The organism is Pseudomonas sp. 2995-3, from assembly GCF_002742565.1.
In the GTDB taxonomy this organism is placed as follows: domain Bacteria; phylum Pseudomonadota; class Gammaproteobacteria; order Pseudomonadales; family Pseudomonadaceae; genus Aquipseudomonas; species Aquipseudomonas edaphica.
On record NZ_LJSB01000157.1, the window covers coordinates 414,063 to 435,014 of the forward strand.

Sequence of the window (20,952 nt, forward strand, 5' to 3'; positions counted from 1 at the left end):
GCGACATGGCACAGGGATTTACGCCAATCGTGGAGTTTTATGGCGCCAATGCCGCGCTGCTCAATCAACGCCTGATGCATTGGAGCCATACCGACGCCGCAGGTATCGAGTCTGACCGGCTGGAGTTGACCCTCAATATCGAGGGGCTGGAAGGTTTGCCCAGCCTGAGCGGCAAGATCGGTTTGCGCGTGGGTTATCAGGAGTCCGCGCTGGTGGAGAAAGGCGAGTTCGTGATCACGCAGCGCACGCCCGTGCTGTTTCCCATGCGCTTGATGATCGTGGCGACAGCCGCACCTTTCAGCATGCTCGACGCCAGCGGTTATCGCCAGCGACGGTCGGCCAGTTACGGGCCAACCACGTTGGGCGCACTGTTTCGCCAACTGGTCAGTCGCCACGGTTTTTCACCGCGTGTTGCACCTGCGTTGGAAGGCATTGCGATTGCCCATATCGACCAGTCCAATGAAAGCGACATGGCGTTCATCACCCGCCTTGCCAAGCGCTACAGCGCGGTCACCAAACCAATCAACGAGCTGTACGTGCTGGCCGAGGCGGGGCAGGTCAAATCACTTACCGGGCAACTATTACCGCAGGTGAAGCTGTCCGTGACCCAGGACAACCGTCCCGGTGACCAGGCCTTCATCACTGCCAAGCTCGACGAAACGTCTCGCTCCAAATACATGGGCAGCCGCGTGACCTGGTGGGATGCCGCAGGTGGCAAACAGCAGGTAGTCGAGGTTGGGGTGGCCCCGTTCAAAACTTTGCGTCAGCGCTGCCAGAACCAAGCCGAGGCACGTGCCGTGGCTGAAGGCGAACTGCGACGTGTGGGACGCGAAGGTTTGAAACTGCTGATTGATTGCCCTGGCAACCCTTTGTTGGCTGCCGAAGGCGTGTTGTTGCTGGATGAAACCTGGCCTTCGTATATGCAGGGCCAGTGGTCGATGAAACAGGTGGTGCATGTTGGCGATCCGGCGACGGGGTATCGCAGTTCGATCACGGCGAATGGGTTGTCGGCATAGCCATTTTCAAAGGGAAAGCCCCATGGCGATAACGCTTGCTCAACTGCTTCAAGTGATGCCTGGAGCCCGCCTTAGAGCGGGCTTTTTTTTATCTGCGTTAAATGCGGTGCTGGTTCGCTACGACATTGGCACGCCAAAGCGTAGTGCCGCGTTCCTCGCCCAAATCGGCCACGAATCCGGCCAGTTGCTCTATTTACGAGAACTGGGCAGCGATAAATACCTGAGCAAATACGACACTGGCACCCTGGCCGCGCGTTTGGGCAACACCCCCGAGGCCGACGGCGATGGCCAGAAGTACCGAGGCAGGGGGCTTATTCAGATCACGGGGCGACGCAATTACCTGGCGTGCAGCCAGGCGTTGTTCGGCGACGACCGCCTGTTGCAGCAACCGCAACTGCTGGAGCAGCCGCAATGGGCGTGTGAGTCCGCCGCATGGTTCTGGCAGAGCAATGGTTTGAACGAACTTGCTGACAAAGACCAGTTCACCACTATCACCCGGCGCATCAATGGTGGCCTGAATGGCCTGGACGATCGTTTGCAGCTCTGGGCGCGGGCGAAGGCGATATTGGGCGTTTCCTGAGGCAGGATGCGCGTCGTCGGCCGTTAGCGTCTTGATGCACTCTGCAACTTGCATGGCCGATAGGCTCCTGTAGGGTAGGCAAACCCCCGCCCATTCCTGGAGACGACCGTGAAGGAAATCACTCAACTGGCCGCTGAACTGGGTCGCCGTTTGCAGGTGCTCAATGCCCACGTCACCACTGCCGAGTCGTGCACCGGTGGCGGTATCGCCGAAGCCATCACGCGTATTCCGGGCAGTTCGGCGTGGTTTGAGGCCGGTTATGTCACTTACTCCAACCGGCAGAAGACCCGCCAGCTAGGCGTGCCGGAGGCGTTGTTCCCCAAGGTCGGCGCGGTCAGCCAGGAGGTGGTGGAGGCGATGGTGCGCGGCGCGCAGGAAAAAAGCCTGTCGCGCTTTGCCGTGGCGGTCAGCGGTGTCGCGGGGCCGGATGGCGGTTCGCCGGACAAACCGGTGGGCACCGTATGGCTGGCGTTCGGTGTGGGCGATGAGGTAACGGCCGAGCTGGCGCACTTCCCCGGCAACCGCGACGAGGTCCGCCGACAAACGGTAAAAGCCGCGCTTGAGGGCTTGTTGCGACGAGCTGCAGCAGAAATCGAAAATCAGGGGTAGGCGATCCCGGATCTTTGTGGAACAATACTGTCTACTTATACAGGTGTTGGCCGTCAGGCCTTATTGATTACGTGAGGACTTTAATGGACGACAACAAGAAGAAAGCCTTGGCTGCGGCCCTGGGTCAGATCGAACGTCAATTCGGCAAGGGTGCCGTAATGCGTATGGGCGATCACGACCGTCAGGCGATCCCGGCTATTTCCACTGGCTCTCTGGGTCTGGACATCGCACTCGGCATTGGCGGCCTGCCAAAAGGCCGTATCGTTGAAATCTACGGTCCTGAATCTTCCGGTAAAACCACCCTGACCCTGTCGGTGATTGCTCAGGCGCAAAAAATGGGCGCCACCTGTGCGTTCGTCGACGCCGAGCACGCCCTGGACCCGGAATATGCCGGCAAGCTGGGCGTCAACGTTGACGACCTGCTGGTTTCCCAGCCGGACACCGGTGAGCAAGCCCTGGAAATCACCGACATGCTGGTGCGCTCCAACGCCATCGACGTGATCGTGGTCGACTCCGTGGCTGCCCTGGTACCGAAAGCTGAAATCGAAGGCGAAATGGGTGACATGCACGTGGGCCTGCAAGCCCGTCTGATGTCCCAGGCGCTGCGTAAAATCACCGGTAACATCAAGAACGCCAACTGCCTGGTGATCTTCATCAACCAGATCCGCATGAAGATCGGCGTGATGTTCGGCAGCCCGGAAACCACCACCGGTGGTAACGCGCTGAAGTTCTACGCTTCGGTCCGTCTGGACATCCGCCGTACCGGCGCGGTGAAGGAAGGTGACGAGGTTGTTGGTAGCGAAACCCGCGTTAAAGTCGTGAAGAACAAGGTGGCTCCGCCATTCCGTCAGGCTGAGTTCCAGATCCTCTACGGCAAGGGTATCTACCTGAACGGCGAGATGATCGACCTGGGCGTACTGCACGGTTTCGTCGAGAAGTCCGGTGCCTGGTATGCCTACAACGGCAGCAAGATCGGTCAGGGCAAGGCCAACTCGGCCAAGTTCCTGGCGGACAACCCGGATATCGCCGCCACGCTTGAGAAGCAGATTCGCGACAAGCTGCTGACCCCAGCACCAGACGTGAAAGCTGCTGCCAACCGCGAGCCGGTTGAAGAAGTAGAAGAAGTCGACACTGACATCTGAAGCAAACGATGACTGTTGTACTGGATACACTCGTCGCCGTTCGGCGCACTGCCATGGACCTGCTCGCTCGCCGCGAGCATGGTCGAGTCGAGCTGACGCGTAAACTGCGTCAGCGCGGTGCAGAGCCCGAGATGATCGAAACAGCCCTGGACCGTTTGACGGAAGAGGGGCTGCTTTCCGAAGCCCGTTACCTTGAAAGCTTTGTCTCCTACCGTGCGCGCTCCGGCTACGGCCCAGCGCGAATTCGTGAAGAGCTGAGCCAACGTGGCCTGCAACGTGCCGATATCGACCTCGCCCTGCGTGAGTGCGGTATTAGTTGGCAGTCGCAGTTGGAGGATACCTGGCGTCGCAAGTTTGCCGGGCATCTACCAATTGATGCCAGGGAGCGTGCGAAGCAAGGGCGCTTCCTGAGCTATCGCGGGTTTTCGATGGACATGATCAGCCGGTTACTCAGCGGTCGGGACATGGAAGATTGAGTCTTCAGGTTGGTTAAATCCAAATGTGGGAGCAGGCCAGCCAGCTTCCACATTGGATTGTGTTGGCTGCTGGGATGCCAAATCCCGGTAAAACAAAAGGCCCACTACGACAGTAGTGGGCCTTTTTTTTTGCCTTAAAAATCACGCCGGCTCTGGCGCCGCCCGCTGCTGTGTCTTCCCCTGAGCCTGGACCCAGTTCTCCGGCAAGTTGATGTAATCCACCAACTCCCGCAACCGGCCCTGATCACGACCGTTGAAGTTGAACACCAGCCGCGTCAAATGGCTGAACCTTGGTTCATCATGTTCCTCGCCTGTGTAAGCAAGCTGCTGGAACTCTCCACTTAGCCGCAAGCTGGCAAACTCGCTCTGCAAGTGGGTCAGTGCACGATCACTGAGCGGATGATTCATGCGCACCACAAACTCACGCTTCAACCAACGCGTGGAGTGGAAGTTGGCATAGAACTGGTTGATCTCCGCCACCGCCTCTTCAGCGCTGTAGACCAGGCGGATCAGCTTGAGGTCGGTGGGCAGGATATAGCGATTGGCTTCCAACTGACTGCGAATGAAGTCCAGTGCGCCTTGCCAGAAACCACCGCCTGGGGCATCCAGCAGCACCACCGGCACCAGCGGGCTCTTGCCGGTCTGGATCAGGGTCAGCACTTCCAGCGCTTCATCCAGCGTGCCAAAACCGCCCGGGCACAGCACCAACGCGTCGGCTTCCTTGACGAAGAACAGCTTGCGGGTAAAGAAGAAGTGGAAAGACAGCAGGTTCTCGGTGCCATCAATGGTCGGGTTGGCGTGCTGTTCAAACGGCAGGTTGATGTTGAACCCCAGGCTGTGTTCCAGACCTGCGCCCTCGTGGGCAGCGGCCATGATGCCGCCGCCACCGCCGGTGATCACCATCAGGTCGGATTGCGCCAGCAGCGTGCCGACTTCCCTTGCCAAGGCGTACAGCGGGCTTTCGACCGGCGTGCGCGCCGAGCCAAACACCGTGACCTTGCGGCGGCCCTTGAACTGTTCCAGCACGCGGAAGGCGTTATCCAGCTCGCGGATCGCCTGCAGCGTGATTTTTGCATTCCAACGGTTGCGGTCATCCTTGGCCATGCGCAGCACGGTGAGGATCATATCGCGATAAAGGGGGATGTTCGGGCTGTTGGGAGCGACCAGCTGGAGTTGTGCGTCGACCTGCTGGGTGAGGTCAGCGCCGTTTGCTTCAAAATGACGGAGCAGGCGGTCATTCGGTTCGTAAGGCATTCAACTTCTCCTTCTTCACAGAACCTGGGCCATCGGCGAGAGATTCGTCCGCGGCCACGACACTGCGTGTGTCGCTGCACGCCTTAAGCGTTGCACGGTGTTCGCCAGGCGGCAAAACGGGCTCTGTATGTTCCTTGTGATTTGGAAACCTTTGCACTGCAAGTCGCAGGAGGGCAACCCTCTTTTGCCCTGAAAATGTTACAGAACGGCGTGAAAAACGCAGTAGATGGGCTGCCGAGATGGCTTGATCATGAGCCGAAAAACCCTTGGCTGGCAACCGCTTATTGGTCACTCATCAAGCAGTTTAGTTGGCGGCTGGCCAATGAGGCGAGGGAGGTGCGCGCCACCGGACAGCAGCGCGCGATGATCGAGCAACAGTTACTTTTTCTTTTTCGCCGCAGCGGGGGCCGGGCAATCGGCTTCCACGAACTTGACCGACGCTACCGGGCGGTTGGTCTTGTTTTCGGTGATCTCATAACGCATCACGGCGCCCTTGGCCATCAGCTCGCGATAGCCTTTGTTCAGGCATACGCTTTGACCCAGCTGGAAATACACAGCTTTGGGGTTTGCGCGCATCTGTTCGGCACGGTCAGGTAGCACACTGAGGTGATCAATCAGTTGCATGCCTTCAACGGTGTAGGCCACTTCCAGGGTCTTTGCATCGATTTCCCGGGGCAGGTCCTTATTGCTCTCGGCCGCGACGCTCTGCAGTTTCCTGTTCATTTGGGCCTCCAGCAGCGACGCCGCGTGGGCGCCCATGGGCAGAACCAGCGCAAGGGCGACGGATGGGGCAACAAGGCGCAGCATGGAACGCAGCATGAAACTCTCCTGATTCGGTTACTGGTGCATAGACCAGCCACTGCGCTGTGCGTTCAGTGGCGCGCAATTATAGGGGACCGCTTGCCACTACAGCCAGGCGTATCGCTGGTAAACTGCGGCCACTTAAGCCTGATTCGAGTTTTGCCTGTGTCGATTGACCTCTGCTCGCGGTGCGCCCGATGAGCCACGCCGTCTCCCGCTTGCGTACCCAGCGCCTGGCGCGCGCCGTCCGGCCGTTTCTAAACCGTGGTTCGCGCGCCGAACGTTGCCCCGGTTGCCGGGTGATTCCCGAGTACTGCCTGTGCGCCTGGCGCCCAACAGTGCAGGCCCGCTCGGCCATGTGCCTGTTGATGCATGACGTGGAACCGATGAAACCCAGCAATACCGGCTGGCTGATCGCCGATGTGATCGATGACACCACCGCGTTCGCCTGGTCGCGCACAGAAGTGGACCCTGAGTTGCTGACCCTGTTAGCCGACCCGCAATGGCAACCGTATATCGTGTTTCCGGGCGAATTCGTTGCGCCTGAGCGAGTGTGCAGTGAGGTGAGGGTGCAAGACGGCAAGCGCCCGTTATTCATCCTGCTGGACGGCACCTGGAGCGAGGCGCGCAAGATGTTCCGCAAAAGCCCTTACCTTGCGCACTTGCCGGTGTTGAGCCTGGCGCCCGAACAGCTGTCACGCTACAAGCTGCGCCGGTCCAAGCGCGATGATCATTTCTGTACCGCCGAGGTTGCGGCGCTGTGCCTGGAGTTGGCCGACGACCCAGCGGCCAGCGAAGTGCTGGACGCCTACCTCGATGTGTTCAGCACGCATTACCTGGCCGCTAAATTTCAATTGCCGCTGGACCCGGCGGACAGCGTGCATATGCGGCTCGCGCCCCATATCCCTACGGTATAACCAGACGACGTTTGCATGATGGCACCGTAAACCCGCAACCGGCTAAAATGCCCACGGGCGTAGTGCTTGACCCCCCAGGCTGCGCTGGGCATGCTGGGCGCCGATTGGGGCGTAACCGTGACTTTTCAGTGTCGTTTCAGGTGTTTTTGATGCTGAGTGTGCCCTGTGGCGATGGCTGCCTGGCTATTGCCTTGTGTACTGGCGAACCCTGAACCCATCAGGGCTCCCATAAAAAACAGGATCATTTAATCAATGGCCACATACGAAATCCTGATAGCCGATGACCATCCGCTGTTTCGCAGTGCGCTGCATCAGGCCGTTACCTTGGGCCTTGGCCCTGACGTGAGCCTGGTCGAAGTGGCCAGCATTGCCGAACTGGAAGCCCGCCTCAACGAAAAATCCGACTGGGACCTGGTGCTGCTCGACCTGAACATGCCGGGTGCCTATGGCTTCTCGGGATTGGTGCTCTTACGCGGGCAATACCCGCAGATCCCGGTAGTAATGGTTTCAGCCCAGGAAGAAGCCGACGTGGTGGTGCGCTCCAAGGAGTTTGGTGCCAGCGGCTTCATTCCCAAGTCCAGCTCTATGGAAGCGATCCAGAAAGCCGTGCGCACCGTGCTGGATGGCGACGTGTCATGGCCGCCGCAAGCGTTTGAAGAAATCAACGTGTCCGACGAAGCCAAAGCCGCCCGTGATGGCCTTGCCAGCCTGACGCCCCAGCAATTTCGGGTGCTGACCATGGTTTGCGAAGGCTTGTTGAACAAGCAGATTGCGTATGAGTTGAGTGTGTCGGAAGCGACCATCAAGGCCCACGTGACGGCGATCTTTCGCAAGCTCGGCGTGCGTACCCGCACTCAGGCGGCGCTGCTCTTGCAACAACTTGAGTCAATTTCGCAGCATTAAGCTGTACCCGATTCACGCTTTTTTGACTTTGCGTGATCTAGTTTCCCCACTTCTTTGGTTCAGTTGCCTACATCTATGTCGCCTTTCAAGGGTCAAACCGGTATCAAACGTATCTTCAACGCAGGGGGCTATTCCCTGGATGGCCTGCGCGCAGCTTTCACCGGCGAGGCGGCATTCCGTCAGTTGGTGTTGCTGAACGTGATCCTGATCCCGCTGAGCTTCTTCCTGCACGTCAGTCGGGTCGAGCGCGCCTTGCTCATCGCGGTCTGCCTCCTGGCCTTGATCGTTGAGTTGCTCAACTCGGCAGTGGAAGCGGCTATCGACCGGATTTCCCTCGACCGCCACCCGCTGTCGAAAAACGCCAAGGACATGGGCAGCGCCGCGCAATTCGTAGCGCTGACCATGATTACCCTGGTGTGGGCCGTGATCCTGATCTAAGCCTCAGGCAATGTTGGGCAGCACGATCTCGTCGCTGCGCTGAACCCCGGCGGTGAAGGCGCGGCACAGTTCCAGGAACTCGCGCATCGCCGAGGTCTGGTACTTCTGTTTATGCCAGATGAAGTAAAACTGCCGGGCCAGGTCCAGGTCCGGGGTTTCCACCGGCACCAAACTGCCACGGCGGAACGCATCGCGCAGGGCCAGCCGGGAAATACAGCCAATCCCCAACCCTGACTCCACTGCACGCTTGATCGCCTCGGTGTGTTCAAGCTCGAGGCGGATATTCAGCGCGCTACGGTGATGGCGCATGGCCTGGTCAAAGGTCAAGCGCGTGCCCGAGCCCTGTTCGCGCAGGATCCATGCTTCATGGGTCAGCTCTTCCATCGTCGCCACACCGCGCTTGGCCAAGTGATGCTGCGGCGCACAGAACACCACCAACTCATCCTCGACCCAGGTTTGTACCTCGATGTCCGGGTGGCTGCAGTCGCCTTCGATTAGACCCAGGTCAATTTCGTAATGCGCCACTTGGTGCACGATATTGGCAGTATTCTGCACATGCAGTTTCACCTGGCTCTCGGGGTGCTGCTGCATGAAGCTGCCGATCAGCAGGGTCGCCAGGTAATTGCCGATGGTCAGGGTGGCGCCGACCGCCAGGGAACCAAAGCCGGACTTGCCGTTGAGCAAGTCTTCGATCTCCTTGGCCTGGTCCAGCAGCGCAACGGCCTGCGGTAATAACTGATGGCCGAGAGCATTGAGGCTCAGGCGCTTGCCTGCGCGGTCGAATAATTGGCAGCTGGATTGACGCTCCAGCTCGGTGATTGAGGTGCTGGCGGCGGATTGAGATAAGGCCAGAAGGCCAGCAGCGCGTGAGACGCTTTCCTGCTGGGCTACGGCGACGAAGACTTGCAGTTGACGTAGAGTAAATCGCATATCGATATAACCGATAACCCTTATCTTAATAATCCAGTTAACAGATATTGTCGCCGCCATTAGAATGCTGTGCAATTGCGCATCTCATCTTTGGCGCAGACCCATTTCCAGGAGTTCCCCGTACATGAGCAACATGAACCACGAACGTGTCCTCAGTGTTCATCACTGGAACGACACGCTGTTCAGCTTCAAGTGCACCCGCGATCCGGGCTTGCGCTTCGAGAATGGTCAGTTCGTGATGATCGGCCTGCAACAGCCCAACGGCCGCCCACTCATGCGCGCGTACTCCATTGCCAGCCCAAACTGGGAAGAGCATCTGGAGTTCTTCAGCATCAAGGTGCCCGATGGTCCGCTGACTTCGCAATTGCAGCACTTGAAGGAAGGCGACGAGATCATCATCAGCAAAAAACCGACAGGCACCCTGGTGCTTGACGATTTGAAGCCGGGCAAACATCTGTACCTGCTCAGCACGGGTACCGGTCTGGCGCCGTTCATGAGCGTGATCCAGGACCCGGAAACCTACGAGCGCTTCGAAAAAGTGATCCTGTGCCACGGCGTGCGTTACGTCAATGAAGTCGCCTACCGCGAATTCATCACCGAGCACCTGCCGCAGAACGAATTCTTCGGCGAGGCGTTGCGTGACAAGTTGATCTACTACCCAACGGTGACCCGCGAGCCGTTCGAAAACGAAGGCCGCCTGACCGACCTGATGCGCAGCGGCAAGCTGTTCAGCGACATCGGCCTGCCGCCGATCAACCCCGAGGACGACCGCGCCATGCTGTGCGGCAGCCCGAGCATGTTGGACGAGACCAGCGAAGTGCTGAACAGCTTCGGCCTGAAAGTTTCGCCACGTATGCGTGAGCCGGGTGATTACCTGATCGAGCGCGCGTTCGTCGAGAAGTAAACACTGCTCAAAAAAATGTGGGAGCTGGCTTGCCTGCGATGCAGACACCTCGGTCGTTCAGTTGAACTGAGGTGATGCTATCGCAGGCAAGCCAGCTCCCACATGAGCGGCTCCCCCAGTTGTTTCGGCGTTTACTTGGCCGGTACCACTTCCAGCACACAGATGACACCCGCCTCTGGATAGTGCCAACGCACATCCACATCCCAGAACTGCGCGCCGTACTCACGCTCAGGCCCTGGCGTCTGATACGCCGGCCGTGGGTCCTGGGCCAGACACTGCTCGATCAATGCCACCAGCGGCTCATCAAGGCGCTGCGCATGGCCTTGTGCCTGGTGCAGGGCCGTCTTCAGCCACTGCACGGGAATCAGCTGCGGCGCACTGCTGGCAATATCATTGGTGGCGGTGTCAATGATGTCCGCGTACGGCACGTACGGCTTGATATCCAGCACCGGCGTGCCGTCGAGCAAATCGATCCCGGAAACCCACAAGCGGCCCGGCTCGACCTTATCCAGCTTCACCACCGACTGGCCAATGCCATTGGGCCGGTGTGTCGCGCGGGTGGCAAACACGCCCATGGAGGTGTTGCCGCCCAGGCGTGGCGGCCGCACCTTGAGGCGCGGCTTGTCTTCCAGGGCCTGGTGGAACAGAAACAGCAGCCACACATGGCTGACCTGCTCCAGGCCCTGCACCGCCTCGCCCTGATCGAACGGCGCCACCAGCTCCAGCACGCCGCGTGCGGCCGGGGCCAGCTGCGGCTGGCGCGGGATGGCGAACTTCTCCTTGAAGCAGGAGCGCACGAAGCCGACGGGCGAGACCGAGTAGCTCATGGCTTACGCACGAACCCGCAGGGTCAGGCCCTTAAGGAAATTGCGCAGCAACTGGTCGCCACAGGTGCGGTAGTTGGTGTGGCCGAACTTGCGGAACAGTGCGCTCAACTCAGGCTTGGACACCGGGAACTCAGCGGCCTTGAGGATGGCGTGCATGTCGTCTTCCTTCAGTTCGAAGGCCACGCGCAGCTTCTTGAGGATGATGTTGTTGGTCACCGGGGTTTCGATCGGCTGCGGCGGACGGCTTTCGTCCTTGCCACGCTTGAAGATCACCAGGCCATCGAGGAAGTGCGCCATGACATCGTCCGGGCAGAACACAAAACCTTCTTCCTCATCTTTCTTGAGGTAGGTCAGCAGGTCTTCCTTGGTGACGTCCATGCCGCCGAGCTTGATGATCTCGACCATCTTGTTGTCGCTGATGTCGAGCATGTAGCGCACGCTGCGCAATACGTCGTTGTGAATCATGGTGGGCAATCCTGGTATTCAACTGAGGGCACCGCGCAGAGTTGCCGGTGCCGGGAAAAGGGGAGCGGCTTAGAATTTCTCTTTGCCGGACAGGTAACGCCATTGGCCGACCGGCACCTTGCCGATGGACACGCCGCCAATGCGGATGCGGCGGATGGCGATGACTTTCAGGCCGACCGCTTCGCAAAACAGGGCAATTACACCCGGCTGCGGGTTTTTCAGCGCAAACCGCAGGCGGTTTTCGTTCTGCCAGCTGGCTTTGACGGCCGGCAGCTCTTTGCCCTTGTAGGTCAAACCGTGGTTCAGGCGGTTGAGGCCATGGGCAACCATGTCACCCTCGACCTCAACCACGTATTCCTGCTCGATCTTGGCGGCATCGGCGGTCAACTTGCGCAGAATCTTCCAGTCCTGGGTGAACACCAGCAGGCCGCTGGCCTTGGCCTGCAGATCGGCGCTGGCGGTCAGGCGCAGGAAGTGGCCCTTGAGCGGGCGCTTGCTGAAACGGTGCTCTTCGGACAGCGTCTCGGCGCTGATCGAGGCCATTGCTGTTTCCACATCCACGCCCACCGGGGCGTGCAGCAGAATGGTCACCGGTTCCGGCACAGTGGCTTTAGCCTCTGGGTCCAGCTCGACCTTCTGGGTAGTGACCTTGAATTGCGGCTCGTCGATCACTTCACCGTCCACCGAGACCCAGCCGCCTTCGATAAACAGCTCAGCCTCCCGACGGGAGCAACCGACCAGTTCGATAAGGCGTTTGGAAAGGCGTATGGGGTCAGTCATGACAAGGGCCGTAGCAAAAGGGGGCGGCTATTGTACCTGTGTGGGCGCGGTTAATCCCGGACCCATTTCAGCGTAGTGGCTTTTTGTGGGCGCTGGCCTGTGTGGGAGTCGGGCTTGCCCGCGATGCAGACACCTCGGTCGTGCATTTGGAATCGAGGTGATGCCATCGCAGGCAAGCCAGCTCCCACACAAGCACGCTCCCACATTGGCGCTGTGTTGTGTCAGCCACTGCGCCGTTGCTGTTGGCGCAAGCGCATATGCAGCAACGGATACGGCTGGCCCAAGCCATCATGTTCCGCCCGTCCGACCACCTCGAAACCCTGCTTGAAGTAAAACCCCAGGGCCTGCGGGTTTTGCTCGTTGACGTCCAGCGCATCGGCATTCAGGTGCTCGATCGCATAACTCAGCAATTGCTGGCCCAAGCCCTGGCCACGGTGTTGCGGGTCGATAAACAGCATCTCGACCTTGCCCGCCGCCACCCCGGCAAACCCGGTGATGCGCTGGCGCGCGTCCTTGGTGCAGATCAGCATCACCGCGTCCAGGTAGCGCGTCAGCACCAGCTCCTTGAGCAGTACGATGTAGCTGTCCGGCAAAAAGTCATGGGTCGCTCGCACGGAGTCTTCCCAGATCTGCGCCAATTGCTGGTAGTCGCTGGTTTTAGGTGTGTGGATAACCGAATGCTGACGCATGCCCGCTGCCCCTTGCCGATGATCGGCGCTGATGGGCAAACGATAGACCTAAAAAAGCCCCGCATCTTGCTCAGACACGAGGCTTTTTCAATTTTTCACGCCGATCGTTCCCACGCTCTGCGTGGGAATGCCTCGCCGGACGCTTTGCGTGCGCAGAGCTAGTCGCGCTTTTCAGCCCACAGGTCGTACTCGTCGGCATCCGTCACGGTGCACCAGACCTTGTCGCCCGGCTTCAAGCCGCTGGCATCGTCGATAAACACGTTACCGTCGATTTCCGGCGCATCGAAGAAGCAACGGCCCACTGCGCCTTGCTCGTCGACTTCGTCGATCAGTACTTCGATTTCCTTGCCGATGCGCAGTTGCAGGCGTGCGGAGCTGATGGCCTGCTGATGCGCCATGAAGCGCTCCCAGCGGTCCTGCTTGACGTCGTCCGGCACGATGGCCGCATCCAGCAGGTTGGCCGGGGCACCTTCGACCGGCGAGTACTGGAAGCAACCGACGCGATCCAGCTGCGCTTCGGTCAGCCAGTCCAGCAGGTACTGGAAGTCTTCTTCGGTTTCGCCAGGGAAGCCGACGATGAAGGTCGAACGGATGATCAGCTCCGGGCAGATCTCGCGCCAGTTCTTGATGCGCGCCAGGGTCTTGTCTTCGAAGGCCGGGCGTTTCATGGCCTTGAGGATTTTCGGGCTGGCGTGCTGGAACGGAATGTCCAGGTACGGCAGGATCTTGCCGGCGGCCATCAACGGGATCAGCTCGTCCACGTGCGGGTACGGGTAAACGTAGTGCAGGCGCACCCACACGCCCAGGCTGCTCAAGGCTTCGCACAGTTCGGTCATGCGGGTTTTCACCGGCGCGCCGTTCCAGAAGCCGGTGCGGTATTTCACGTCGACGCCGTAGGCGCTGGTGTCCTGGGAGATCACCAACAGCTCTTTAACACCGGATTTGACCAGGCGCTGGGCTTCGTCCAATACATCGCCCACCGGGCGGCTGACCAGCTTGCCGCGCATCGACGGGATGATGCAGAAGCTGCAGCTGTGGTTGCAGCCTTCGGAAATCTTCAGGTACGCGTAGTGGCGCGGCGTCAGCTTGATGCCTTGCGGCGGCACCAGGTCGATCAGCGGGTTGTGGTCCTGACGCGGCGGCACCACGTCGTGCACGGCGTTGACCACCTGCTCGTACTGCTGCGGGCCGGTTACCGCCAGCACGCTTGGGTGCACGTTGCGGATATTGCCTTCTTCCACGCCCATGCAGCCGGTGACGATGACCTTGCCGTTTTCCTTGATGGCTTCGCCGATCACTTCCAGCGATTCAGCCTTGGCCGAGTCGATGAAGCCGCAGGTGTTAACCACCACCACGTCGGCGTCCTGATAAGTGGACACGACGTCATAGCCTTCCATACGCAGTTGCGTGAGGATGCGCTCGGAGTCAACGAGAGCCTTCGGGCAACCCAGGGATACAAAGCCGACCTTTGGGTTGGCTTTTGCGATGGTGGTGGACATGTCTAACCTCGGTATTGAATGACGCCGCCAGTCGGGCACGACATGGCGGTAGACGGGCGCTTGGTGCGCCTCTGATCAAAAAGTGCGCAATTCTATCGACGGGCAGCGCGCTTGACCAGCTTTATACGGGGAAATGCGACGAGTGCTGCGCTATGCTTCGCGCCGTTGCGCACGGGTGAAACCCCGGGGTCAATAAAACGTCTGTTACGAGAAGTAAAACAGCGCATGCTAGGGTCAGCTTAGGCGCGTTGTTTATAAAAGACCTCAGGTCAAAGGGCAGGAGTGGTTGATGGGTCAGGCAAATAGTCAGGCAGCAGGTGCCGAGCATTCCAATGCAAAGCCGATCGGCATGTTGGTGGCGGCAGTCGGGGTGGTTTACGGCGATATCGGTACCAGCCCGCTCTATACCCTTAAAGAAGTGTTTACCGGTGGTTATGGGGTTCAAGTCAATCACGACGGGGTCTTTGGCATTCTGGCGCTGATTTTCTGGTCGCTGGTGTGGGTCGTGTCGATCAAGTACGTGCTGTTTATCCTGCGCGCGGACAACCAGGGCGAAGGCGGCATCATGGCCCTGACGGCGCTGGCGCGACGGGCGGCGTCGCCGTACCCCAAGTTGCGTTCGGTGCTGGTGATCCTCGGCTTGATCGGTGCGGCGCTGTTCTACGGCGACAGCATGATTACCCCGGCGATCTCGGTATTGTCGGCGGTTGAAGGCCTGGAACTGGCCTTTGACGGGATTGAACGTTGGGTGGTGCCGCTGTCGCTGGTGGTGCTGGTGGGGCTGTTCCTGATCCAGAAACACGGCACTGACCGCATCGGCAAGCTGTTCGGGCCGGTGATGGTGGTGTGGTTCCTGGTGCTGGGCGGTCTTGGCGTGCACGGCATCCTGCAACATCCCGAGGTGCTCAATGCGCTGAACCCCGTGTGGGGCGTGCGTTTCTTTGTGTCCCATCCGGGCATGGGCGTCGCGATTCTTGGCGCCGTGGTGCTGGCCTTGACCGGTGCCGAAGCGCTGTACGCCGACATGGGCCACTTCGGCCGCAAGCCGATCGCCCGCGCCTGGTTCGCCCTGGTGCTGCCGGCGCTGGTGCTCAATTACTTCGGCCAGGGCGCGTTGCTGCTGGAAAACCCCGAAGCGGCGCGCAACCCGTTCTACTTGCTCGCGCCGGAATGGGCCTTGGTGCCATTGGTCGCGCTGTCGACCCTGGCCACCGTGATTGCATCCCAGGCGGTGATTTCCGGCGCGTTCTCGCTGACGCGTCAGGCGATCCAGTTGGGTTACATCCCGCGCATGCATATCCAGCACACCTCCAGCGCCGAGCAAGGCCAGATCTACATCGGCGCGGTGAACTGGTCGCTGATGGTCGGTGTGATCCTGCTGGTGCTCGGCTTCGAATCCTCCAATGCCCTGGCCTCCGCCTACGGCGTGGCAGTCACCGGCACCATGTTGATTACCAGCATCCTGGTGTCGGCGGTGATGCTGCTGCTCTGGAAGTGGCCGCCGGTGCTGGCGATTCCGGTGCTGATCGGCTTCCTGTTGGTGGACGGCCTGTTCTTCGCCGCCAACGTGCCAAAGATCGTGCAGGGCGGTGCCTTCCCGGTGTTGGCGGGGATTGTGCTGTTTGTGCTGATGACCACCTGGAAGCGCGGCAAGGAACTGTTGATGGACCGCCTCGACGAAGGCGGGCTGCCGTTGCCGATCTTTATCAGCAGTATCCGCGTGCAACCGCCTCATCGCGTGCAGGGCACTGCGGTGTTCCTCACCGCGCGGCCCGATGCCGTGCCCCACGCGCTGTTGCACAACCTGCTGCATAACCAGGTGTTGCATGAGCAAGTGGTGATGCTCACGGTGGTCTACGAAGACATTCCGCGTGTGCCTGCCTCGCGGCGTTTTGAGGTGGACGCCTACGGCGAAGGCTTCTTCCGGGTGATCCTGCATTTTGGCTTTACCGATGAGCCGGACGTGCCCGAGGCCCTGAAGCTGTGCCACCTGGACGATCTGGATTTCAGCCCGATGCGCACCACCTACTTCCTCAGCCGTGAAACGGTGATCGCCTCGCGCATCAAGGGCATGGCCCGTTGGCGTGAGAGCTTGTTTGCGTTCATGTTGAAAAACGCCAACGGCAACCTGCGCTTCTTCAAACTCCCGGTAAACCGGGTGATCGAGCTGGGCACCCAGGTCGAGATGTAATCTTTTGCAACACGGGAGCCGGCATTCGGCTCCCGCTTTCCTTTCTGAACCCTGTGCAATCCACCGTTGTCGACTAGGCTCTAAGCACTGTTTGAATAGTGCCCACAGAACCCAGAAGAGGTGCGCCATGAGTCAGCTGCTCGAACCCTACACCCTCCGTCAATTGACCTTGCTCAACCGCATCGCCGTCTCGCCGATGTGCCAATACTCGTCCGACGATGGCCTGGCCAATGACTGGCACCTGGTGCACCTGGGCAGCCGCGCCGTCGGTGGTGCCGGGCTGATTTTTACCGAAGCCACCGCCGTCACCGCCGATGGCCGCATCACCGCCCAGGACCTGGGCCTGTGGAACGACGCGCAGATCGAACCGCTGCAGCGCATCACCCGCTTTATTGCTGCTCAAGGCGCGGTGGCGGGCATCCAGCTGGCACATGCCGGGCGCAAGGCCAGCACCCATCGGCCGTGGATCGGCAAGCACGGCAGCGTCAAGCCGGAGGAGGGCGGCTGGGTGCCGGTGGGCCCTTCGCCGATTGCCTTTGACCCGAACCACACGCAACCCAGGCCACTGGATGAAGGGCAGATCCAGCAGGTGATTGCCGACTTTGTCGCCGCCGCCAAACGCGCGCTGACCGCCGGTTTCGAAGTGGTGGAGATCCACGCTGCCCACGGTTACCTGTTGCATCAATTCCTCTCGCCGATCAGCAACCAGCGCCAGGACCACTACGGCGGCTCGTTTGAAAACCGTATCCGCCTGGTGCTCGAAGTGACCACCGCCGTGCGCGCCGTCTGGCCCCAGGAGCTGCCGCTGTTTGTGCGGGTATCGGCCACCGATTGGGTCGAAGACGGCTGGAACCCCGATGAAACCGTAGAGCTGGCGCGCCGCCTCAAAGAACTCGGCGTGGACCTGATCGACGTGTCCTCCGGTGGCACCGCCGCCAACGCCGAGATTCCCACCGGCCCGGGCTACCAGACGCGGTTTGCCGAGCGCGTGCGCAAAGAGTCGGGTATCGCCACCGGCACGGTGGGTATGATTACCGAACCGGCCCAGGCTGAACACATACTGCGCACCTGCCAGGCCGACATCATCTTCCTCGCCCGTGAGCTGTTGCGTGACCCTTACTGGCCGCTGCATGCCGACGATGACTTGGGTGGGCGCAAAGCCATCTGGCCCGCGCAGTACCAGCGGGCGACTCACCGTGATCAGCCGATTCACGAGTCTGACCTGAGGGATTGAACCCGCGTCTGCCTGCAATAAACCCACCCGACTCGGTGGGTTTTTTGTTGCCCGCGTTTAACGCATGCCTGATCCGCAGCTGATGCGCAAGAGCTTCTCGATATCCACCTTTAGCGGTCGCTGCGTGAGAAAGGGTTGTAGGTATTTGTTACCGAAGTAATTTTTTAAGTGAATACTCTAAAAAAATCCCACACGTGACGAGATTGTTTCTACGCTTAGGGTAAGTGTGATTTCTGGCCCAGGGAGTCAGGCTGTTTGTCCTTGAAGCCATTGCGCTTCATGAGCGTAGGGAATGGGCACCAGGAGTAATTGACTGATATCAGGAGTAACGGTCCATGACCAAGTCTTATGGCGTAGCGGGTGCGGTGGCGTCTTTTTGGAGTCGCCGGATGTCCTTGCGGGGGCGAAGGTTGAGTTCGGATGAGGTGGAGTTGCTGGCGCAGTATCGCGCCCTGACCGAAAACGATCAGGTGGCGATGCGCTACTTGATTGGCGCAATGAAGAGCGTGTCGCGGTTTTAACGGCATAAGCTCGTTCCCACGCTCTGCGTGGGAATGCAGCCCAGGACGCTCCGCGTCCTGCTATCACCACGGGATGCGCTCCCACGCGGGAGCGTGGGAGCGCTCTGTTGGCGCGTATCAGCTGTACTTACGCTGGTCCGGTGCCGGCGGGAAGTACTGATACAGCCAGGTTTCACTCAAGGTGCGGTCCTGGGTGCGGATAAACAGCCGCAGTTCAACCGGTTCCACACTGTCGCTGGTCGGGTACCAATCGAACAGAATGCGATAGCCCTTGATGTTGTCCAGCACCAGCACACTGAAGTCTTTGACTTCCCCGTGGGAGCAGGTCACCACCGGCTCGATCCCGGTGCCGGCCGGCAGGCGATCCAGACCACCGCCCTTGAAATCCACGGCAAAGCGGCGCGCCCACACTTCGGGGTAATGCTCGCCCGGTGCCCAGCCTTCGGTAAAACCGCCCATGCCTGAACGGGTGGCATCCACTTGCGCCAGCGGTGTGCTCACCGGCGGCAGCGCGCTCCAGTACAGCTTGTAGCCATAGTTGAGTGATTCGCCTGCGGCCACGGGCTTTTTTGGGGTCCAGAAGGCCACGATGTTGTCCAGGGTTTCGCCGGTGGTGGGGATTTCCAGCAGGTCGATCGAGCCTTCGCCCCAGGCGGTGGTGGGTTCCACCCACAGGCTAGGGCGCTTGCTGTACCAGTCCACAGTGTCCTGGTAGCTGGCGAACTCATGGTCGGTCTGTACCAGGCCGAAACCTTTCGGGTCGGTGTCGGCAAAAGCGTTGAACTGCAGCTTGGCCGGGTTGTTCAGTGGACGGCAGATCCACTCGCCGTTGCCACGCCACATGGCCAAACGGTCCGAGTCGTGGATTTGCGGGTGGATGGTGTCGCACATCCGGCGTTCATGGGTACCGCAGCTGAACATGCTGGTCATCGGCGCGATGCCCAGTTGCTCGATGGCGGTGCGCGCATTGATGTGCGCGTCGATGGCCATGACCACCTGGCTGGCCTGGCAGTCGATGTCAAAGCGATAGGCGCCGGTGGCGCTTGGCGAGTCGAGCAGGGCGTAGACCACAAAACGCGTGGCGTCCTTGCTCGGGGTTTCGAACCAGAATTGCGTGAAGTCGGGGAATTCCTCGCGTTTTTTCGCGTAGGTATCAATCGCCAGGCCGCGTGCGGAGAGGCCGTACTGGCCGGTTGCGTCTACCGCACGGAAGTAGCTGGCGCCGAGAAACGACAGCACGTCATGGCGATCCAGTTCCGGCGCCTTGAACAGCTTGAAACCGGAGAAACCCAGGTCGCCGGTCAGCTGCTTGGTGTCCACCGTGGTCTTGGCATAGTTGAACAGCGACGGGCGGAAATGCACCTCGCGGGCTTCGCGGGTCTTGGGGTCGACGCTGTGCATGCGTACTGGCGTCTTGAAGCCCATGCCGACGTGGAAAAATTGCACGTCGAGCTGGCCGTTCAGCTCCTTCCACAGCGAATGGTTGCCGTCGTAGCCGATGGCATTGAAGTTCTGCGGGGTCATGGTTGCGAGGGTCGGCGGCAGCACCTGTTTGGTGTCTTTATACGCGGTGGCGGCGAGCTGCCTGGCCTGGGCCTTGAGCGATTCGAAGTCAAACGCTACAGCCTTGCCATCGGCGGCACGGTTTCCCGCCCAAGCCTGCGCGGCCAACAGGCCACTGGCCGACAAGCCGGTGTAAGCCGCAATGGCCATGGACGCTTTGAGCAAATTCCTGCGGTGCATAGAGACAACCTGTCGTGAGCAAATCCCGCGCCGTTCCTGGCACGTAACGGATCATAAATAACGGTTCGGACATGCCTTCGACCAAACGCAACGGACAATAAACAGACGCCGGATAGCTTAAGCGGTTCGATGCAGAAGGAAAATTGATTGATGGCGGGGTGATGGCGTTGCATGTGAAACAAGACGTTTCAAATACGCGCTGCCGGCGTTACATCTGGAAGCACTCTAGATCGCGGCTTTTTGGCACTTAGTTTTACGCTGGGAGCCTATTGGTCCTACGAACCCAAGTGTCTGGAGGCTACGCATGAATACCCGTGGATTGCTCGATCAGTTGCTCAAATCCGGCCAGGACATGTTGCAAAACAAGGCGGGCGGGCAACGCAAATCGGACGACAAAAGCGCCCTTGGCGGCTTGCTCGGCGGCGGTGGGCTCGGCAGTTTGCTTGGCGGTGCGGGTGGCGGTGCCCTGGCGGCGGGCGCGATGGGGCTGCTGCTGGGTAACAAGAAGGCGCGCAAGTTCGGTGGCAAGGCGCTCACCTATGGCGGGCTGGCAGCACTCGGAGTGATCGCCTACAAGGCTTACGGCAACTGGCAGGCGCAGCAGGCCGGCGCACCCCAAGGCGAGCCGCAAACCATCGACCGCCTGCCGCCGGCCCAGGTCGAACAACACAGTCAGGGCATTCTCAAGGCGCTGGTCGCCGCCGCCAAAGCCGACGGGCATGTAGACGAGCGAGAGCGCGCTTTGATTGAAGGCGAATTCACCAAGCTGGATAACGACCGTGAACTGCAAAGCTGGCTGCACGCCGAGCTGAACAAGCCTCTGGATCCCGCTGATGTGGCGCGCGCAGCGAGCACTCCGGAAATGGCTGCCGAGATGTACATCGCCAGCGTGATGCTGGTGGACGAAGAGAACTTCATGGAAAAAGCTTACCTGGACGAGCTTGCGCGCCAGCTCAAACTTGAACCCGGCTTAAAGGCCGAGCTGGAAAAACAGGTACGCCAAGCCACGCTCTGACCTCCTGAATGATCGCTC

The 20,952-nt window shown here is 60.0% G+C and carries 22 protein-coding genes; 13 read left to right on the forward strand and 9 right to left on the reverse strand.

The genetic code is table 11. The features are described from left to right. Positions 1 to 5: 5 nt before the first annotated feature. From AOA62_RS09535 to recX, 5 genes are all read left to right on the forward strand, one after another. Positions 6 to 1,016 (forward strand): contractile injection system protein, VgrG/Pvc8 family, encoded by a 1,011-nt coding sequence (locus AOA62_RS09535; protein ID WP_099548532.1) that lies wholly within the window; start codon positions 6 to 8, stop codon positions 1,014 to 1,016. Between the two features lie 22 nt (positions 1,017 to 1,038). Continuing rightward, positions 1,039 to 1,596, forward strand: a complete 558-nt coding sequence (locus AOA62_RS09540) for a glycoside hydrolase family 19 protein (RefSeq protein WP_017137073.1) — start codon at positions 1,039 to 1,041, stop codon at positions 1,594 to 1,596. Between the two features lie 108 nt (positions 1,597 to 1,704). Further along, on the forward strand, positions 1,705 to 2,205 hold the full coding sequence (locus AOA62_RS09545; RefSeq protein ID WP_099548533.1) for a CinA family protein: 501 nt from the start codon (positions 1,705 to 1,707) through the stop codon (positions 2,203 to 2,205). 83 nt (positions 2,206 to 2,288) lie between these two features. Beyond that, positions 2,289 to 3,347, forward strand: a complete 1,059-nt coding sequence (gene recA / locus AOA62_RS09550; RefSeq protein ID WP_017137075.1) for a recombinase RecA — start codon at positions 2,289 to 2,291, stop codon at positions 3,345 to 3,347. 8 nt (positions 3,348 to 3,355) lie between these two features. After that, a complete protein-coding gene (recX, locus tag AOA62_RS09555) occupies positions 3,356 to 3,823 on the forward strand; it encodes a recombination regulator RecX (RefSeq protein ID WP_017137076.1) in 468 nt (155 codons plus the stop codon). A gap of 141 nt (positions 3,824 to 3,964) precedes the next feature. Here recX and AOA62_RS09560 read toward each other — a convergent pair whose 3' ends face one another. Both AOA62_RS09560 and AOA62_RS09565 read right to left on the reverse strand, forming a co-directional pair. Continuing rightward, positions 3,965 to 5,077, reverse strand: a complete 1,113-nt coding sequence (locus AOA62_RS09560; protein ID WP_017137077.1) for a TIGR00730 family Rossman fold protein — start codon at positions 5,075 to 5,077, stop codon at positions 3,965 to 3,967. A 378-nt stretch (positions 5,078 to 5,455) separates the two neighbouring features. Beyond that, positions 5,456 to 5,896: a PA3611 family quorum-sensing-regulated virulence factor gene (locus AOA62_RS09565; protein WP_017137078.1), complete on the reverse strand. Its 441-nt coding sequence runs from the start codon at positions 5,894 to 5,896 to the stop codon at positions 5,456 to 5,458. A 179-nt stretch (positions 5,897 to 6,075) separates the two neighbouring features. Between AOA62_RS09565 and AOA62_RS09570 the strand changes: the two genes are divergently transcribed. The 3 genes from AOA62_RS09570 to AOA62_RS09580 all read left to right on the forward strand — a co-directional run bounded on the left by AOA62_RS09570 (position 6,076) and on the right by AOA62_RS09580 (position 8,136). Next, positions 6,076 to 6,795, forward strand: coding sequence for a tRNA-uridine aminocarboxypropyltransferase (locus AOA62_RS09570; RefSeq protein ID WP_099548534.1), 720 nt, complete (start codon positions 6,076 to 6,078; stop codon positions 6,793 to 6,795). Between the two features lie 252 nt (positions 6,796 to 7,047). Then, on the forward strand, positions 7,048 to 7,698 hold the full coding sequence (gene erdR / locus AOA62_RS09575; protein ID WP_017137080.1) for a response regulator transcription factor ErdR: 651 nt from the start codon (positions 7,048 to 7,050) through the stop codon (positions 7,696 to 7,698). 75 nt (positions 7,699 to 7,773) lie between these two features. Continuing rightward, positions 7,774 to 8,136, forward strand: a complete 363-nt coding sequence (locus AOA62_RS09580) for a diacylglycerol kinase (protein ID WP_017137081.1) — start codon at positions 7,774 to 7,776, stop codon at positions 8,134 to 8,136. A 3-nt stretch (positions 8,137 to 8,139) separates the two neighbouring features. Here the strand turns inward: AOA62_RS09580 and AOA62_RS09585 are convergent, their stop codons facing one another. Continuing rightward, positions 8,140 to 9,066, reverse strand: coding sequence for a LysR family transcriptional regulator (locus tag AOA62_RS09585; protein ID WP_026013711.1), 927 nt, complete (start codon positions 9,064 to 9,066; stop codon positions 8,140 to 8,142). Between the two features lie 124 nt (positions 9,067 to 9,190). Here AOA62_RS09585 and fpr point away from each other — a divergent pair, with 124 nt between their 5' ends. Beyond that, positions 9,191 to 9,970, forward strand: a complete 780-nt coding sequence (gene fpr, locus AOA62_RS09590) for a ferredoxin-NADP reductase (protein ID WP_003189055.1) — start codon at positions 9,191 to 9,193, stop codon at positions 9,968 to 9,970. A 131-nt stretch (positions 9,971 to 10,101) separates the two neighbouring features. Here fpr and tsaA read toward each other — a convergent pair whose 3' ends face one another. The 5 genes from tsaA to rimO form a co-directional block, all read right to left on the reverse strand. Then, positions 10,102 to 10,797, reverse strand: coding sequence for a tRNA (N6-threonylcarbamoyladenosine(37)-N6)-methyltransferase TrmO (gene tsaA, locus AOA62_RS09595; protein ID WP_099548535.1), 696 nt, complete (start codon positions 10,795 to 10,797; stop codon positions 10,102 to 10,104). Positions 10,798 to 10,800: 3 nt separating this feature from the next. After that, complete coding sequence (locus tag AOA62_RS09600) at positions 10,801 to 11,262, reverse strand: DUF1456 family protein (protein WP_003189058.1); 462 nt, start codon at positions 11,260 to 11,262, stop codon at positions 10,801 to 10,803. A gap of 69 nt (positions 11,263 to 11,331) precedes the next feature. After that, complete coding sequence (locus AOA62_RS09605) at positions 11,332 to 12,042, reverse strand: rRNA pseudouridine synthase (RefSeq protein ID WP_058421638.1); 711 nt, start codon at positions 12,040 to 12,042, stop codon at positions 11,332 to 11,334. Positions 12,043 to 12,263: 221 nt separating this feature from the next. Further along, positions 12,264 to 12,731: a GNAT family N-acetyltransferase gene (locus tag AOA62_RS09610; RefSeq protein WP_017137085.1), complete on the reverse strand. Its 468-nt coding sequence runs from the start codon at positions 12,729 to 12,731 to the stop codon at positions 12,264 to 12,266. 158 nt (positions 12,732 to 12,889) lie between these two features. Beyond that, positions 12,890 to 14,218, reverse strand: coding sequence for a 30S ribosomal protein S12 methylthiotransferase RimO (gene rimO / locus AOA62_RS09615; RefSeq protein WP_169985845.1), 1,329 nt, complete (start codon positions 14,216 to 14,218; stop codon positions 12,890 to 12,892). 301 nt (positions 14,219 to 14,519) lie between these two features. On the opposite strand from rimO, the gene AOA62_RS09620 reads away from it, so the two are divergent. The 3 genes from AOA62_RS09620 (at position 14,520) to AOA62_RS09630 (ending at position 18,176) form a co-directional block, all read left to right on the forward strand. After that, positions 14,520 to 16,421 carry a potassium transporter Kup gene (locus AOA62_RS09620; protein WP_099548536.1) on the forward strand — a complete coding sequence of 634 codons (1,902 nt, stop codon included), beginning with the start codon at positions 14,520 to 14,522 and terminating at the stop codon, positions 16,419 to 16,421. A gap of 127 nt (positions 16,422 to 16,548) precedes the next feature. Further along, complete coding sequence (locus tag AOA62_RS09625; protein ID WP_017137089.1) at positions 16,549 to 17,655, forward strand: NADH:flavin oxidoreductase/NADH oxidase; 1,107 nt, start codon at positions 16,549 to 16,551, stop codon at positions 17,653 to 17,655. A 335-nt stretch (positions 17,656 to 17,990) separates the two neighbouring features. Continuing rightward, positions 17,991 to 18,176: a hypothetical protein gene (locus AOA62_RS09630; RefSeq protein ID WP_017137090.1), complete on the forward strand. Its 186-nt coding sequence runs from the start codon at positions 17,991 to 17,993 to the stop codon at positions 18,174 to 18,176. 117 nt (positions 18,177 to 18,293) lie between these two features. Here AOA62_RS09630 and AOA62_RS09635 read toward each other — a convergent pair whose 3' ends face one another. Next, entirely contained in the window at positions 18,294 to 19,919 is a 1,626-nt protein-coding gene (locus AOA62_RS09635; RefSeq protein WP_099548537.1) for a glucan biosynthesis protein D, read from the reverse strand. Positions 19,920 to 20,223: 304 nt separating this feature from the next. On the opposite strand from AOA62_RS09635, the gene AOA62_RS09640 reads away from it, so the two are divergent. Further along, on the forward strand, positions 20,224 to 20,934 hold the full coding sequence (locus AOA62_RS09640; RefSeq protein WP_065928940.1) for a tellurite resistance TerB family protein: 711 nt from the start codon (positions 20,224 to 20,226) through the stop codon (positions 20,932 to 20,934). Positions 20,935 to 20,952: the final 18 nt, after the last annotated feature.

Bases quoted from the DNA above. Each gene is read 5' to 3' on its own strand.
- AOA62_RS09535 (WP_099548532.1), top strand. From the start codon at position 6: ATGGCACAGGGATTTACGCCAATCGTGGAGTTTTATGGCGCCAATGCC.
- AOA62_RS09540 (WP_017137073.1), top strand. From the start codon at position 1,039: ATGGCGATAACGCTTGCTCAACTGCTTCAAGTGATGCCTGGAGCCCGC.
- recA (WP_017137075.1), top strand. From the start codon at position 2,289: ATGGACGACAACAAGAAGAAAGCCTTGGCTGCGGCCCTGGGTCAGATC.
- recX (WP_017137076.1), top strand. From the start codon at position 3,356: ATGACTGTTGTACTGGATACACTCGTCGCCGTTCGGCGCACTGCCATG.
- AOA62_RS09560 (WP_017137077.1), bottom strand. From the start codon at position 5,077: ATGCCTTACGAACCGAATGACCGCCTGCTCCGTCATTTTGAAGCAAAC.
- AOA62_RS09565 (WP_017137078.1), bottom strand. From the start codon at position 5,896: ATGCTGCGTTCCATGCTGCGCCTTGTTGCCCCATCCGTCGCCCTTGCG.
- AOA62_RS09570 (WP_099548534.1), top strand. From the start codon at position 6,076: ATGAGCCACGCCGTCTCCCGCTTGCGTACCCAGCGCCTGGCGCGCGCC.
- erdR (WP_017137080.1), top strand. From the start codon at position 7,048: ATGGCCACATACGAAATCCTGATAGCCGATGACCATCCGCTGTTTCGC.
- AOA62_RS09580 (WP_017137081.1), top strand. From the start codon at position 7,774: ATGTCGCCTTTCAAGGGTCAAACCGGTATCAAACGTATCTTCAACGCA.
- AOA62_RS09585 (WP_026013711.1), bottom strand. From the start codon at position 9,066: ATGCGATTTACTCTACGTCAACTGCAAGTCTTCGTCGCCGTAGCCCAG.
- fpr (WP_003189055.1), top strand. From the start codon at position 9,191: ATGAGCAACATGAACCACGAACGTGTCCTCAGTGTTCATCACTGGAAC.
- tsaA (WP_099548535.1), bottom strand. From the start codon at position 10,797: ATGAGCTACTCGGTCTCGCCCGTCGGCTTCGTGCGCTCCTGCTTCAAG.
- AOA62_RS09600 (WP_003189058.1), bottom strand. From the start codon at position 11,262: ATGATTCACAACGACGTATTGCGCAGCGTGCGCTACATGCTCGACATC.
- AOA62_RS09605 (WP_058421638.1), bottom strand. From the start codon at position 12,042: ATGACTGACCCCATACGCCTTTCCAAACGCCTTATCGAACTGGTCGGT.
- AOA62_RS09610 (WP_017137085.1), bottom strand. From the start codon at position 12,731: ATGCGTCAGCATTCGGTTATCCACACACCTAAAACCAGCGACTACCAG.
- AOA62_RS09620 (WP_099548536.1), top strand. From the start codon at position 14,520: ATGGGTCAGGCAAATAGTCAGGCAGCAGGTGCCGAGCATTCCAATGCA.
- AOA62_RS09625 (WP_017137089.1), top strand. From the start codon at position 16,549: ATGAGTCAGCTGCTCGAACCCTACACCCTCCGTCAATTGACCTTGCTC.
- AOA62_RS09630 (WP_017137090.1), top strand. From the start codon at position 17,991: ATGACCAAGTCTTATGGCGTAGCGGGTGCGGTGGCGTCTTTTTGGAGT.
- AOA62_RS09635 (WP_099548537.1), bottom strand. From the start codon at position 19,919: ATGCACCGCAGGAATTTGCTCAAAGCGTCCATGGCCATTGCGGCTTAC.
- AOA62_RS09640 (WP_065928940.1), top strand. From the start codon at position 20,224: ATGAATACCCGTGGATTGCTCGATCAGTTGCTCAAATCCGGCCAGGAC.